Source organism: Bifidobacterium canis, assembly GCF_009727065.1.
Taxonomy (GTDB): domain Bacteria; phylum Actinomycetota; class Actinomycetes; order Actinomycetales; family Bifidobacteriaceae; genus Bifidobacterium; species Bifidobacterium canis.
The window spans coordinates 1-14,120 of sequence record NZ_WNLP01000016.1 but is presented as its reverse complement, the minus strand read 5'-3'; the positions used below and the strand labels follow the sequence as shown (position 1 = coordinate 14,120).

Here is a 14,120-nt window from a genome sequence, read left to right as displayed (position 1 = left end):
TCAATTTATCGAGCGACCGTGGTCGTGGACTCCCAAGTGGTTGAACATATTCGCCTCCTTCCGTGCCGCCATGCCGATGTCTTGTCGACATCTCACACAACAACTTGTAAACTGGTTCTTCCAATATATGCGTTCGCTTCTATAACTTTCTCTCTCAGCGATGTTTTATTCGACACTTCTTGCACATTGATCGCTTTTGCATGTGTGATAAAAATCACTACGAATTATTGGAATTATGCGCATTCCCAGTTATGCCAACGGGTACTGTCGCTGTTTCACCCTGTTTGACTATGCGCAAATATATTTGCACTATTGTGTTATTTTATCTATTTTTCAGATAACTCTCACGATGTACACATGTGGCTATCGATCATTTCTCATGTTCGTTTTTCGGAGTGACCGGTCAGCGCTAACCGCCGAGGAGCATCTTCCGTGATCTGTACATGATGTTGTGCGCATATATTGCGCGCCGCCAATTCGCCGCAACGAGCCGCGCCCTCGGTAGCGGCATCTGAGCGGCACCGCAGAACAGAAAGCAGAAACCCCAGCCGAAGCTGGGGTTTCCATCGAGGGTGCCCCCTCAGGGATTCGAACCCTGGACACTCTGATTAAGAGTCAGATGCTCTAACCAACTGAGCTAAAGGGGCGTGGTCACAAGAACCAAGAGATAAATATACACGTATCTGAAAAGATCGCAAATCTCGGCGTGTCGGCCGCACCCCCATGCATGAAATTCGCTCAATTACTCCAGATCCACTGCCATGCAGTCATCCGACGAATACCCGTTCGTGCTGCACCAGCTCTGCGCGTCATCCTCGCTCGAGAACGATTCGCCCGACAGAATCACGTAGTAATCCGAAGGATTGCCGTTCTTCGTGTAGTTGCTGTAGTCCGACGCCCAGATGAGCAGCGCGTTCGGGTGCTTCTGCTTGATGTTGAGGAACTGTTCGTAAATATCTGAATATTTCCAAGTCTTGCCGTCAACTTGCATGCCGTATTTCTTACTCGACAGCTGCGTGGTGTAGTGGTCGTAGAAATCAGAGGCGTCGCTGCGGTCGTGGTCCAGCTGATTGGTCAGCGCGAGCTGCGCGTAACGTTCGGCGTCATCGGAACTGATGTTCGCACCGCCGAGTGCGCTGGCGACGTTTGCAGCGGCCTTTCCGTTCGGCTTCTGACCGGTCTGCCAAACGACTTCCATCGACGACGTGCTGTCGATTTCATCCACCGGCATCCAATATTGTTTCGACGTGAACGCCAGCGCCAGCGTTGCCTCGCCGTCATCGAACGAAATCGGCTTCTTCGCGAAATCGAACACGGCTGCGGCTATAACGTCGCCGTCGTAATCTTTGATGTTGACGCGAATATTTGATTCCTTATATTGTTCGCTGCCGCACGCGCTATCGTCCAAAGACAATGTGGCGATGAGATTCGTGCCGCTCGAGCTCACATCGGTTAGCGTGGCGTCAGGAGACGCTGTGCACGACTTCTTCTCCGCTTTCTTGGTTGCAGACTGCTTACTGCTCGGCGACGTGCTCGCAGACGCACTTGCCGAAGCTGACGGCGATGCAGACGCTTCAGTGCTGCTATTCGAACGCGACATCCACCACCATATGCCGACGCCCGCGGCAATCAGCACCACCACAACGGCGATGATCACCGGCACGAGCCACTTACGCGGCTTCTTCGGCGGCTGCGAACCGGTTCCAGGCGCGACGGGCGCTGGAGGCACACTGCCCGGTGTCACTGGCGGCACGATGGGCGCTTGCTGCTGGGTGGCAGGATCCGGCGGCAACGCCGGCATAGGCGTTGTGAAAGCAGTCTGTGGCTGCGAGACCGGCGTCAGGATTTGCGTCGGCGACTCCGACTGCGGCACTGGAGTCGCTGCCTCCGGCTGCTGGGACGACTGCGGCTGATCGCTCGCGGCTGGCTCCGGCTCATTGGCATCAGCTACCACAGCGGCGTCCGGCAATGCCTGCTCAGGCGAATCTGACTGTGCAGAGGACTCTGCGGCAGTAGATTCTGCAGACGATTCAGTAGATGACTCGTCTGACTGTTCAGCAGCGGGCTCAGCTGAGACTTCTCCCGCGGCTGGCCCTTCTGCCGTCGGCTCTGCAACTGTTGCATTCTCAGTCGCTGTTTCCTGAGTTGGCTCAGCCGCGGCTCCCCCTTCGTTGACTTCCGGCAACCGTGCGCCGCAATTCATGCAGAACCGCATCGAATCGTCAACCGGCGCTCCGCACTGCGGGCACGTTTTCGGCTGCTCGACTGGTGTGCCGCATGACGGGCAAAAACGATCACTGGGATTCAATGTGGCGCCGCAATGTGTGCACTGCATACGCTCTTCCTTCCCTCATATTGCATTCCGTTAGGCGAATGCTCTCTCCCTGTTTCACAGTCAGTGTATCGCAATTATTTCTCTTTTTGCCGGGATATAAACAGCGATACTATGGTGCTTGCATTCAATGTTGAGTTATCGAAGCTCAATAACAGAGAAAGCAGAGAAGGAGAACCCATGCATTGCCCACAGTGCGGCTCGCCCGTCGCGCAAGGTGCAAAATTCTGCACCAATTGCGGCGCGAAGCTACCAGAATATCCGCCTGCGGCGAATACCCCGCAATCAGAGACGAACGCCCAGCAGCCAGAGCAGCAAACGCCTGCGCAGACCGCTCCTCAGCCGGAACAGCAGCCAGCGGCTCAAGCACCGGCAGAGACGGCACAACCTGCACAGCCAACAGCACAACCGGCACAGCCTGAGCAGCCGGCAGCTCCGCAGGCCGAAGCACCTCAATCCGCTCAGCCGCAAGCGCCACAGGTCTCGTTGCCGCCAACGCCGAACGCAGCTGCTCAGCAGCAGCCGACGCAACAGTTCACGCAACCCATTCCTAACGCCCAGTTTGCACAGCCGACCGCGCAAGCTCCTCAGCAGCCCGTGCCGCCGATGCAGCCAGCACAGCAGCATGCTCCCAGCGTGAAGATCACGCCAGCGCATCTTTCCGCTTTCGGCGTCTCACTCGGCATCGGCATGGCTGCGGCACTCGTGTTCGCATTGTTGTCTACCGTGCTCGCAATGACGTCGTTCAATACGCTGCTTGAGCAATCCGTTTCGGAATGGTCTTCGATGTCGTCGTCCGACATGGCGAGCATCTACCAGCCGAACTTCTTCCAGATTCTCGTGCTCATGCTGGTGCTCGGTGTCTCCGGCCGCGTCTCGTTCACCGTGTCGCAGGGCATACACCCAGCGATGAACCTGATGTCGTTCAGTCTGCCGCTGTCGCTGACCGGCCTCGCATTGCTCGTCGGCGCTGGCTTCGGCGCATACATGATGGCTCGTAAGTCACGCACGCGGTTCCGTTGGGACGGCGTTATCAGCTCGCTGTGCGTGGGCGTGGCATCCGGTCTCGTCACCCTGCTGCTCGCAGCCCTGTTCCAGATGACAATGGGCATGGATAGCACTGTGTTCACGATGACGGGCGTGACATTCCGCACGTTCGGCATGACGTTCCTGCTCGCCACGGTGGGCGCTCTCGGCGGCTATTTCCTTGCCGACGCCGCCCCGACTCGTCGAATGTGTTTGTCGCCAGCTGGCGTTGGGCACACCGCGCACGCGGCTTTGTGCGCACCGCCGTTGAATCCGCCGCCATTTTCTCGCTCGTGTTCACAGTGCTCGGCATCATTACGATCATCGTGCTCGCCGTCGAATCCGAGCAGCCGAGCACGGTTCTGCCGCTGTTCACGCTGCTGCTTCCCGCAATTCCGCTGTATGTGCTCGTTCTCGCATCGTTCGGCGGCATTCAGGCCACAGTTCCAAGCAGTAGTCTGACGCAAACGTGGTCGCTGTTCAATATTTCGACCAACGTCCCGCAGTTCAACCTCACGTGGGTGCTGTGGGTGTTCTTCGTGATCGCTGTGCTGTGCATGCTGTATGTCGCAGTGCGCGAAGGCGCGCGTAATTACTACGACCCGCACTATGCGGCATGGTCATACAGCTGGCAGGCACCGGTGTTCTGGTTCGCGTTCTGGCTCATCTGCCCATATCTGATCATGTCGATTATCGCGAGCACTGAAGATGGTCAAATACTGATCATGCCGGCGTTGTGGTTCAGTCTCGTCGGCGCGATCTGGGCGTTCCTCACCGAAGTGCTCGCGCGTGTGCTCGCACCGGTTATTATTCAGTCGATGCCGGGCATGTGGAAGTGCTTCGTCGGCGGTACTGTGCGCCCGAACCCGTTCGCGAACGTCGCTCAGGCCACTGCGCAGAACGCGCAGAACACTGTGCCAGCAGCTGCACAAACCACTGCTTCCGCAGCAGCACAGCAGGCACCGCACGTTCAGCAGAACGTCACTGCACCTGTTGCCACGCCGGTCGCCGCTGCTCCCGCAGTAGCTCAGCGAGTGCAGCCAGTAGCCCAGCCTCAGCAAGCACCGACTGCACCGATGTATCAGACGGCGGTTCCGCCTACCGCAGCGCCGGCTGGCGCCGCTCCCGCCACCACAGCACTGACCGCCAAGCAGAAGCGCGCATGGCTCATCGCCGGCATCGTAGCGGCTGTGCTCGTTGTGCTCGGCATCGCCTATGCCGTGGTGAATAGCACGGTGTTCAGCGCGAACGCTGTAGCGAAGCACTATATTTCCGCGATTGAGAATGGCGACTTTGACCGCGCGAATTCGATTGCGAATCCGCAGCTGAACGCCGACCAGTCGAAGCTGCTCTCTAATGCTGCGGCACCGGATGCCAACGGTCGTATCACCAACGCGCAGATCGTGCAGTCCCAGGGCAACGGCAACGCGAAGACGCTGAAGGTGTCTTACACGCTCGGCGGCAAGCAGTCATCATATGATCTCAAGATGATTCGCAAGGGCGCCAAGGGCTTGATATTCTCGGATTGGGCTATCGCGGAGCCGATGACCACAACCGTTTCCGTGCAATATCCGGAGGCCGTGAGCAGCATCACGATCAACGGTGTGGAAGTGACGGAGAAGAACGCGAAGCAATCTTCCGACAGTTCGATGACTACGTTTGTGGTCTATCCAGGTACGTACAAGGCGAGTGCGAAGCAGTCGAAGTACTACACGGTCACCAATGGCACTGTCATCGCGGGCGGCGCAAGCGACGCATCGTCTGATTTCAGCCTCGAGCCCACTGATGACCTTCTGCAGGAGATTAGCGACAAGGTGGATGCGAAGCTCGACGAATGCGCGAAGTCGAAGAGCAGCGAGCCTGCTGGCTGCCCGTTCTCGGCACAGTATGTGAGTTCGTCGGATTCCCGCAACTTCTCGTGGTCGGTGAGTGAATACCCGAATGTCTACGTGACTAGCGGCTCAATGCAAGACGGTGATTTCAGTGTGTCCGGTGGCACGATGAAATACACCTACGAATACAAGTCGTACGACAACAGTTGGAAGCCGGAAGACAGCACCACGTCGATTTATTCGGCTGGCGGCACCTTCCACATCGATGGCGATAAAGTCACCGTGACGTTCAACAGCGACAACGACTAATACACCGCTAGATACGAAAGTGGCCCCGCAATCCAACTTGGATTGCGGGGCCACTTTTCAATGCTTAAGCTCAGACTGCTAATCGGTCTGAAAGGAAGATCAGAAGATCTTCAGGGCCGAAATCACTCAGCGACAACCTTCACGAAGAAGTTGGCGGTGATTTCAGGGTGCAGAGCAACGCTTGCCGGGAACTCGCCGAGGGTCTTGATGGACTCGACGGTGATGCTCTTCGGGTCAACGGCGATCTTGTCGGCGAGAGCCTGTGCGATGCGCTCGTTGGAGATGCCACCGAACAGCTTGCCGGATTCGGAAACCTTGGCAGGAATCTCGACGGCGATGCCTTCGATGAGCTGCTTGGCTTCGACTGCACCTTCACGGGTGGCGACGGCCTTGGCGAGGCGTGCGCGCTTCATGGCTTCAGCCTGAGCGGCGGCGCCCTTCGTCCATGGGAAGGCGAGACCCTGAGGGATCAGGTAGTTACGTGCGTAACCGGCCTTGACCTCAACGATGTCGCCTGCGTGACCGAGGTTGTTGACGGACTTCTTGAGAATGATCTTGGTGTTAGCCATGGTGTGTATCCTCCTCGAACTCAGCGGCCGTTGGTGGCATATGGCAGCAGAGCCATTTCGCGAGCGTTCTTGATCGCCTGGGCGATCTTGCGCTGCTCCTGAACGGTGACGCCGGTGATGCGACGGGAACGGATCTTGCCGCGATCAGAGATGAACTTGCGCAGCAGTGCAACGTCCTTGTAGTCGATCTCGGTGACCTTGGCGGCCTTGAGTGGGTTTGGCTTCTTCTTGAATGGCTTGACCGGTGGCTGCGGCCTCTTGCGTGACATTCTTATTGTCTCCTTAAACGTGTTTTCGCGTATATGTTGTGAATCGAAAAGTGTGCGGTATCAGAACTCTGGCTCGTCGGAGTCACCGCCGAAATCGGAGGTGCCGTATGAGCCGAATGCGTTGGAGCCGGAGTCGCCCGTCTGCCATGGGTCGGTCACGGGAGCGTTGTTGGGAGCTGCAGGAGCCTGCTGGCTTGCGCCGCCCTGATACCCGCCGTTGGAGCCGTAGCCAGCTCCTCCGGAATAGCCGGCGCCACCTTGGTAGCCGCCGTTGTTTCCGCCGAAACCACCGTTCTGCTGACCGCCGTTGAAGCCGGAGCTTGCCGACTGGCGGGTCACCTGGGCGGTGGCGCGAGACAGCGCTGGGCCGATCTCGTCAACGCGCAATTCGATAACGGTTCGCTGCGAACCGTCTTGTGCCTGATACGAACGCTGCGTCAAACGTCCTTGTGCAATCACGCGCATGCCCTTGGCCAGCGAATTAGCAATATTCGAAGCCAGCGAAGTGCGTGCGGAATCCCATGCGGAGCAATTGACGAACAACGTGTCGCCATCTTCCCACTGATTCGTGTTGCGGTTGAACGTACGAGTTGACGAAGCAATGGTGAAATTCACCACTGTCGAACCACTGCCGACGGTGCGCAGTTCCGGATCGCGGGTCAGATTGCCCACGACGGTAATAATCGTTTCACCTGCCATAGCGTTCCTTCTTATCTTTTCGAGATGAGTATTACTTGCGAAGGATCTTCGTGCGAACGATGGACTCGTTCAGGTTGAGAACACGGTCGAGCTCGTCGTTGGTAGCCGGCTCGCAGGAGTACGTCACGACGACGTAGTTACCCTCGGTCTTGCCATCAATCTCGTAAGCAAGCTTGCGGCGACCCCAAATATCGATGTTCTCGACGGAACCGCCTTCCTTGGTGACGATTTCCATGTGCTGATTGGTCAGCTTCTTGAGACCGTTCTCATCCAGTTCAGGATCGGCAATGAACATCAGTTCGTAGTTGTGCGCAGACATCACCCACCTCCTTCGGACTTTCGGCCGCGGTCTTTCCGCGACAGGAGTGTGTTTGCGAAAACCGTGCATGCGAGCAGAGTCGCGTCACGGCAACTTCTCAAGAATATCCGCGAGTTTGGACACGCGCGCACATACATGCACATTGATATATTGGAGAGTGCTCCATTTTCGTAAAGCTTCTAAAGAAAGCAATGTGAAAGGCGAATGATGTCTGCAGTCCTTGAAGGCACTCCCGATAAACGTCTGGCTTTAGTTACGGGTCGTGCTTACCCGGAGCAAGCCGAAGAAACCGCGCACTATCTTGGGACCGAGGTTCTGCCCACAACGGCATATGACTTTGCGAACGGCGAGATGTATGTACGCTACACCGAACCCATTCGCGGTGCCGACGTGTTCATCATGCAAGCGCACACCGAGCCGATCAATAAGTGGATCATGGAACAGCTCATCATGATCGACGCCGCCAAACGCGCGTCCGCCCGCTCGATCACCGTTGTCGCTCCGTTCTTCGGCTATTCGCGTCAAGACAAGAAGCATTTGGGACGCGAGCCCATCACCGCGAAACTGATGTTCTCGCTGATGCAGGCCGCCGGAGCCGAACGCGTGATGACCGTTGACCTGCACGCCGCACAGGAGCAGGGCTTCTTCGATGGTCCGGTCGACCATTTGACCGCCATGCCTATTCTTCTCGACTATATGCGCGATCGTTTGCCACTTGACAACACGACGATCGTCTCCCCTGACGCCGGCCGCATCAAGGTTTCCGAGCAGTGGGCCGCCAAACTCGGCGGGCTCCCGCTCGCGTTCATTCACAAGACCCGCGACACCACTCGCCCGAATCATGCGGTGGCGCATGGCATTATCGGCGAGGTCAAGGGCCGCGATTGCGTTGTGATCGACGACATGATCGACACCGCCGGCACGATTTGCGAGGCTGTGCGCACATTGCACGAGCATGGCGCGAAGTCAGTGACGCTCGTCGCCACACACGGCCTGCTCTCCGGCCCCGCAATCGAACGGTTGAAGAACAGCGGCGCCAAGGAGATCGTGCTCACCGACACGGTGCCGATTCCTGAAGAGAAGCGTCTGCCGAACATGACGGTGCTCTCCGCCGCACCGCTGCTGGCTGCGGGCATTCGCTCGGTGTTCGAGTCCCGTTCGGTGTCGAATCTGCTCAACGGGCTGCCTGAAGACATGCATACGCGCCACATCTACGCGTAACTCATATATAACAAATATGCGGTCGGTCACGTTTATTATTACGTGATCGACCGCATATTTTTATAATAATTTATATTATTAATAATTATTATTTATAAATCATTCGCTGAAGAACGCCTTCACCTGTGCGAGAGTGCCGTATGAAGCCTGCGCACCTTGGCCGGTGGCGGCGTATGCGGCAACGTACGACGCAGCCCTGGCAGCCTCCACAAGCGTCATGCCCGAGGCGAGCGCCGCGAGCACCGTGCCCATGAACGAATCGCCGCAGCCGGTGGTGTCAACCGGCTTCACGCGCACAGGGTCGATGCGCGTCACGCGATCGTCGGCCGCGGAGTCAAGCACCACAGCGCCATCGCCGCCGAGCGTGATGATCGCCTCGCCGAAGCCGAGTTCCACCAGTCGGTCGAGCGCATCCTGCCAATCAAACGCATCCCAATCATCGTCCGCGGGAGCGTCGATGCCCAGCAGTTGCGTCATCTCGATCTCGTTGACGAGCAGAATGTCGGAGTTTTCAATCAGTTCGCGCGGAGCACAGCGGTGAACGGGGAATCGTTGAGCAGCACCTTGACGCCAGCCTCGTGGCACATCTTCGCGCACGCGGTCACCGTCTCGATCGGGCTTTCCAAGCACAGGCCGAGCACCTTCGCGTCGGTCAGCGCGCTTTGCGCGGATTCCACGTATTCCACGTCCACTTTCGCGTTCGAGCCAGGCGAATAGACGATCGTGTTTTCGGCGGAATCGTCAACGGTGATCACCGTCAGTCCGCTTGGGCCGTCGACGTGACGAACCTGCGACACGTCAACGCCAGCGTCGGTGAGGTGCTTCAGCAGAAAATCGGCGTTCGCGTCATCGCCAACGGCACCGAACATGCGCACGTTCGCGCCGAGCAGTGCGGCGGCGGAAGCCTGATTGCCCGACTTGCCTCCCGGCAGCAGTTGCAGCGGACCGCCGTTCACCGTTTCGCCCGGCTGTGGCAGTCGGTGTGTGGTGATCGTGTAGTCCACATTCATCGACCCGACCACACACACCTGTCCGTCAATGCGGTCGAGCGAGTCCAGAATCATTGCCCTATCCATTGTTCTCCAAGCCTTCCAAGTTCAGTCTTCAATGAGAAATGCGGCCTGCGGAGCGTATGTGCCCTGCGGGCCGCATTCAAATAACTAGCGATGCATGCGCAACCATCCGGTTCTCTGTGCGACCAATATATATTGGTCGCACAGAGAGGGAGGTCAGAGCGTCACGCCTCTTCAGGGGCAGGAGCAACCTCGTGCTTCTCCTGCTTGCTCTCACCGCGGTAGATGTGCTTGTGGAAGCACAGGAACCAGATGAGGCCGACGAACACCACGCAAGCCGCGATGACCAGCAGGTTCGAGTACACAGCTGCCGGGCCGGTCGCACCGATGATGCTGCCACCGCCGAGAGCCGTGCCACCGAGCTGCGCACCGAAGATTGCGATGCCGATGGAAGCGGTCACGTTCATCACGAGATCGTTCATGCCAACGCCGCGGCCGGACTCGTCAACCGGCAGCGTGTCAAGCACGGTGGAGACGACAGGCGAATACATCAGGCCGCAGCCTGCGTAGAAGATGCAGGCGAACAGCGTGAGCAAACCGAAGTTCGTGTTGATGCACAGCGCCGAGCCCACGAATCCGCACATCATCAGCACGGAAGCGGTGATGATGGCAGGCGTGCGGCCGATCTTGCCGACGATCCAGCCGGAGGTCGTGCCGAAGAGCGCTGCGACCAGGAACGCCCACACAATGTAGTGGGAGACCTGCGTCACATCCATCTTGTAGAGCGTGCCACCGATGCTGTTGAAGATTGGCGACATGCAGTAGTTCGTGAAGTAGAACAGCACGATCAGCATGATTGCGGCGAGCCAGCGGGTGTTCTTGAAGAACGCCGGAGTGATGAACGGATCGTTTGCACGGTTGATGTAGACGGCGAACAGCGCGAACAGCACGATGCAGACGATCAGCATCCACCAAGCGTTGTACGAGAAGAACAGCGAGAGGAATGCGGAAGCCAGGCCGAAGATGGTGAAACCAATCCAATCGACGTGCTTGGAGCCACCCCTGCGATCTGGCAGCAAGCGCAGCAGGAACGGCAGGAAGACGATCGTGATGGCAGGAATCAGGAAGAGGTACTGCCAGGCGATGGAGCTCAGCAGGCCGGCTGCGAACACGCCAATGGCGGCGGAAACCTGATAACCGGCGGTGAACAGACCGAAGAAGATCACCTTGAGTTCATTCTTCAAATACTTCGTGGCGATCACCAGGTACACGGAACCGGCAACCTGTTCGCCAGCGGTCTGCAGAATACGGGCGATAATAACCGTCCACAGATTCTTCGTGAAGAAGAAGTTCGCGATGAAGCCGAACAGCGAGCCGACGAACAACGTGACCAAGCCGAATACGATCAGCTTCTTCAGCGACACAAAGTCGCCGAGCGAACCATAGATGAAGCAGACGATGCCAAGCACAATACTCGGCAAGCTCGTGATCAGAGCGGCTTGCTCAGGTGCGCCAACATCAGCGCCGATGTTGGTAAACACCAAGTTGAAGCCTTGCAGACACAATGTGCCCAAAATAAACGTGATCAGCAGCAGAATCAGTGCTCGAACCGCCATTCTGTTCTGCTCTTCCGGATTAACCGGTTCTTGTGCGACGGCGGCACTTTGTGCAGCACTCATGGTCGCTCCTTCCTCTCTTATCTCCGCGTCTGCTCGCTCCTCATTGTTCGAGCAGACATGCAGTTTGCAATATTATGTTCTCATAAGTGGCGCCGTGTGCCCGGTGATTTCGCTGATACCGGCAGAATTACCGGGCACACAGTGTGAATGCAGTCATATGTATGCGTATTGCTCAGTCAGCTTGCGCAGCGAGATTCGTGATGCGCGTCATGAACTCGTTCAGGAAGCGAGGAACGTCGACGCCAACGGCGACGTCCATCGTCTTCACCGGGTTCGTGAGCTCTTCCTCATTGCCGATTGTGCGGCCACGGGTAGCGCCCTCAACGTCGACCTTCATGTTGATTGGCAGCAGCGTCACCAGCGTCGGATCGACAGCCACGCCGACAGCCAGCGGATCATGCAAGCCACAACCGCCCAAGTATGGCGCGGTGGTCTCGTATGCCTTGATGTAGAAGTCGGTGATGTCTGCCAACGCCTTGCCCGCGGCAGTGCCGAGGTCACGCCAACGCTGAGTTTCCTTGTAGGTGAGCAGTGTTTGCAGCGTCACATCAAGGCCGACCATCGTGGCGGGGATTCCGGAGCGGAACACGAAGTTTGCGGCATCGGGATCCTGCGAAATATTCGCTTCAGTCCAAGCGTTCACATTGCCCGGAACGGTCAGAGCGCCGCCCATCAGCACTTCACGGCCGATTTCGTCTTTGATTTCAGGAGCTTTGCGCAGGGCGGCCGCGAGATTCGTCTGCGGACCAGTTGGCACGATCACGAGATCTTTGCCGTAGGTCTTAGCAGCATCGATGATGAAGTCAACGGCGGAATCGGTCTGCGCGTCGCGGGTGGCATCTGGAATGTCTACATCGCCGATGCCGTTCTCGCCGTGAATGAACGCAGAGATCGGCATGACCTCGAAGGAATCCTTCGTGCTCGCGTGCGGAAGGCCCTTATAGACGGGAACTTCAGGATGCCCGAGCAGTTCAGTGATTGCGAGAGCATTGCGCACGCCCTGCTCCATCAACACGTTGCCATACGTTCCGGTGATACCAATGAGATCAACTTCAGGGCTACCGAGTGCGTAGGCGATCGCCAAGGTATCGTCAACGCCGGTGTCCAGATCGAGAATCATCTTCATGACTGCTTCCTTTCCTCAGATCCTCTTCGGATCGCTACACCACAATGTGCATAAGATCTCCGAGCCGTCACAACGCTGTGTGCAGCATCGTGCGCAAACCGAACTCTGTGCAATAAGCACGTGAGCTTGGCGTGCGCCGATCTTCTCTGTGATAGCCAGCCTCCCAACACGAGTTAGTTGACAATGCTGTAAAGCACTGCTGACAACTCCGTTGGTAAAACGTTTTATCACGATACGGTTTATAGTATCACTTATTCAACGGGCAACACGCGAATAAGCGTGTCGTAAAACATGCATATCTCGGTAAGCGTATACGCTACGGTTCCGTAACCTCACTGCGCGCAGATAATCATTTGGTATTACGCCATCGTGTTTCTATTGCTTGTGCTCAGCAAATACATCACTGCTGCAACGCGTGTCGCACAATATCGCAGCATGATCCGGCTAGAGATGACGAACGGTGTGATTATCAATCAGCGTTGGCTTCAGCAACTGCACACGAGGAGATTCCATCCACGGATTCCCCTGCGAATGACTCTCGCAGATGCGCGCATAGAGCATCTGCCAGCTGCGCTGAGCCAGCAGTACGACGTCTTGTTCGATCGTCGTCACTTCGGTCTGCAGCCCAAAGCGGGGCAGAATATTGTCATACCCGATAACAGACATGTCATGCGGGCAGTCAAGCCCGCGCTCGCGCAGGCGATTCAAGAAGCCGAGCGCCATCAGATCATTGCAGCAGAACACTGCGGTGGCACCGCCGTCGATGATTTGGTCAGCGCCGCGATAGCCGCTATCTACGCGATAGTCACCAGCTACTTGAAGGTCAGGATCTAGCGTCACTCCGGCTTCGCTGAGACGTTGCGCGAATCCTAGCCAGCGGCTCGAAGAGCTTTTAGCGTGTTTGTCGCCGGTGATGCAGCCAATACGCGTATGACCTGCATCAAGCAAGCATTGTGCGGCGAGACGCCCGCCCTGGCGGTTGTCAAACCCTACGCTGTCGCACCAATCGGCAGCTACCATGCGGTCGATGAATGTGACTGGGCAAGGAACGGTCTCAAGCTGGGTACGCATCTGATCGATGTAGTCATACGATTCGTTCGACGGTATGAACATCAGGCCATCCACATCACGTGATGTGAGTCGTTGAATCAAATTGCTTTCAGTATCTCGTGAATCGTTAGAATTCGCGATCAACAGCGAATATCCTTGCTTCTGGCACTCTTCTTCGATGCAGCGCGCCAGTGAAGCGAAATACATGTTCTCAATGTCTGGAACGATGAGCGCGATCAGTGTGGTGCGATTGGTCACCAGACTTCTGGCGTTCTGGTTCGGCACATAATGCAGCTTTTGCGCAGCAGCGAGCACGGCATCGCGGGTCTCAGCCGAAAGTCGGTTCGGCCGCCCGTTGAGAATAAGCGAGACTGCCCCTGTAGAGACTCCCGCTTCTTTTGCGACATCGCGCAATGTGGTTCGCTGTGCCATGCTTCTAGAATAGACGGTTTACAACTCCACTGCTTGATTGTGCGTGTGGCTGTTGGTGGGTGGTGTGTTTTGTGTGTCCGGGTATGGAAAAGGGGCCCCGGAAAGCTGTTGCCTTCCGGGTCCCTCATCAACGTTGTGTTGCGGCGGTGTGCTACTCTCCCATGCCCTCTCAAGCATAGTACCATCGCCGTGCCAGGGCTTAGCTTCCGGGTTCGGAATGGGACCGGGCGTCTCCCCTGGGCCA

10 protein-coding genes, 1 tRNA gene, 1 rRNA gene and 1 pseudogene are annotated in these 14,120 nt (G+C 57.2%); 2 read left to right on the top strand and 11 right to left on the bottom strand.

Annotated elements, in window-relative coordinates:
* Positions 1 to 573 precede the first annotated feature (573 nt).
* Positions 574 to 647: transfer RNA gene (locus GSD1FS_RS09350), tRNA-Lys, on the bottom strand.
* A gap of 95 nt (positions 648 to 742) precedes the next feature.
* On the bottom strand, positions 743 to 2,335 hold the full coding sequence (locus GSD1FS_RS09345) for a zinc ribbon domain-containing protein (RefSeq protein WP_155589359.1): 1,593 nt from the start codon (positions 2,333 to 2,335) through the stop codon (positions 743 to 745).
* A gap of 177 nt (positions 2,336 to 2,512) precedes the next feature.
* Between GSD1FS_RS09345 and GSD1FS_RS09340 the strand changes: the two genes are divergently transcribed.
* Positions 2,513 to 3,820: a zinc-ribbon domain-containing protein gene (locus tag GSD1FS_RS09340; RefSeq protein WP_196425083.1), complete on the top strand. Its 1,308-nt coding sequence runs from the start codon at positions 2,513 to 2,515 to the stop codon at positions 3,818 to 3,820.
* Positions 3,821 to 5,621: 1,801 nt separating this feature from the next.
* Here the strand turns inward: GSD1FS_RS09340 and rplI are convergent.
* Genes rplI through rpsF form a run of 4 tightly spaced genes read right to left on the bottom strand, consistent with a single transcriptional unit; the run spans position 5,622 to position 7,355 of the window.
* Positions 5,622 to 6,068: a 50S ribosomal protein L9 gene (gene rplI, locus GSD1FS_RS09335; protein ID WP_155589357.1), complete on the bottom strand. Its 447-nt coding sequence runs from the start codon at positions 6,066 to 6,068 to the stop codon at positions 5,622 to 5,624.
* A 20-nt stretch (positions 6,069 to 6,088) separates the two neighbouring features.
* Positions 6,089 to 6,337 carry a 30S ribosomal protein S18 gene (gene rpsR, locus GSD1FS_RS09330; protein WP_155589356.1) on the bottom strand — a complete coding sequence of 83 codons (249 nt, stop codon included), beginning with the start codon at positions 6,335 to 6,337 and terminating at the stop codon, positions 6,089 to 6,091.
* Between the two features lie 60 nt (positions 6,338 to 6,397).
* The gene (locus GSD1FS_RS09325) at positions 6,398 to 7,036 is read right to left on the bottom strand and encodes a single-stranded DNA-binding protein (protein WP_155589355.1); all 639 of its coding nucleotides are present in this window, start codon (positions 7,034 to 7,036) and stop codon (positions 6,398 to 6,400) included.
* 31 nt (positions 7,037 to 7,067) lie between these two features.
* Positions 7,068 to 7,355: a 30S ribosomal protein S6 gene (gene rpsF, locus GSD1FS_RS09320; protein WP_004219090.1), complete on the bottom strand. Its 288-nt coding sequence runs from the start codon at positions 7,353 to 7,355 to the stop codon at positions 7,068 to 7,070.
* Between the two features lie 207 nt (positions 7,356 to 7,562).
* Here rpsF and GSD1FS_RS09315 point away from each other — a divergent pair, with 207 nt between their 5' ends.
* Complete coding sequence (locus tag GSD1FS_RS09315) at positions 7,563 to 8,576, top strand: ribose-phosphate diphosphokinase (RefSeq protein WP_155589360.1); 1,014 nt, start codon at positions 7,563 to 7,565, stop codon at positions 8,574 to 8,576.
* Positions 8,577 to 8,675: 99 nt separating this feature from the next.
* Here GSD1FS_RS09315 and GSD1FS_RS09310 read toward each other — a convergent pair.
* From GSD1FS_RS09310 to rrf, 5 genes and pseudogenes are all read right to left on the bottom strand, one after another.
* Positions 8,676 to 9,652: pseudogene (locus GSD1FS_RS09310) on the bottom strand (ribokinase).
* 161 nt (positions 9,653 to 9,813) lie between these two features.
* Positions 9,814 to 11,268 carry an MFS transporter gene (locus GSD1FS_RS09305; RefSeq protein ID WP_155589354.1) on the bottom strand — a complete coding sequence of 485 codons (1,455 nt, stop codon included), beginning with the start codon at positions 11,266 to 11,268 and terminating at the stop codon, positions 9,814 to 9,816.
* 172 nt (positions 11,269 to 11,440) lie between these two features.
* Positions 11,441 to 12,394, bottom strand: coding sequence for a nucleoside hydrolase (locus GSD1FS_RS09300; RefSeq protein ID WP_155589353.1), 954 nt, complete (start codon positions 12,392 to 12,394; stop codon positions 11,441 to 11,443).
* A gap of 444 nt (positions 12,395 to 12,838) precedes the next feature.
* Positions 12,839 to 13,876: a LacI family DNA-binding transcriptional regulator gene (locus tag GSD1FS_RS09295; protein ID WP_155589352.1), complete on the bottom strand. Its 1,038-nt coding sequence runs from the start codon at positions 13,874 to 13,876 to the stop codon at positions 12,839 to 12,841.
* 138 nt (positions 13,877 to 14,014) lie between these two features.
* Positions 14,015 to 14,120 (bottom strand): 5S ribosomal RNA (gene rrf, locus GSD1FS_RS09290); the annotation flags it as partial.

Excerpts from the sequence above, each read along its gene's own strand:
- GSD1FS_RS09345 (WP_155589359.1), bottom strand. The coding sequence starts at position 2,335 with ATGCAGTGCACACATTGCGGCGCCACATTGAATCCCAGTGATCGTTTT.
- GSD1FS_RS09340 (WP_196425083.1), top strand. The coding sequence starts at position 2,513 with ATGCATTGCCCACAGTGCGGCTCGCCCGTCGCGCAAGGTGCAAAATTC.
- rplI (WP_155589357.1), bottom strand. The coding sequence starts at position 6,068 with ATGGCTAACACCAAGATCATTCTCAAGAAGTCCGTCAACAACCTCGGT.
- rpsR (WP_155589356.1), bottom strand. The coding sequence starts at position 6,337 with ATGTCACGCAAGAGGCCGCAGCCACCGGTCAAGCCATTCAAGAAGAAG.
- GSD1FS_RS09325 (WP_155589355.1), bottom strand. The coding sequence starts at position 7,036 with ATGGCAGGTGAAACGATTATTACCGTCGTGGGCAATCTGACCCGCGAT.
- rpsF (WP_004219090.1), bottom strand. The coding sequence starts at position 7,355 with ATGTCTGCGCACAACTACGAACTGATGTTCATTGCCGATCCTGAACTG.
- GSD1FS_RS09315 (WP_155589360.1), top strand. The coding sequence starts at position 7,563 with ATGTCTGCAGTCCTTGAAGGCACTCCCGATAAACGTCTGGCTTTAGTT.
- GSD1FS_RS09305 (WP_155589354.1), bottom strand. The coding sequence starts at position 11,268 with ATGAGTGCTGCACAAAGTGCCGCCGTCGCACAAGAACCGGTTAATCCG.
- GSD1FS_RS09300 (WP_155589353.1), bottom strand. The coding sequence starts at position 12,394 with ATGAAGATGATTCTCGATCTGGACACCGGCGTTGACGATACCTTGGCG.
- GSD1FS_RS09295 (WP_155589352.1), bottom strand. The coding sequence starts at position 13,876 with ATGGCACAGCGAACCACATTGCGCGATGTCGCAAAAGAAGCGGGAGTC.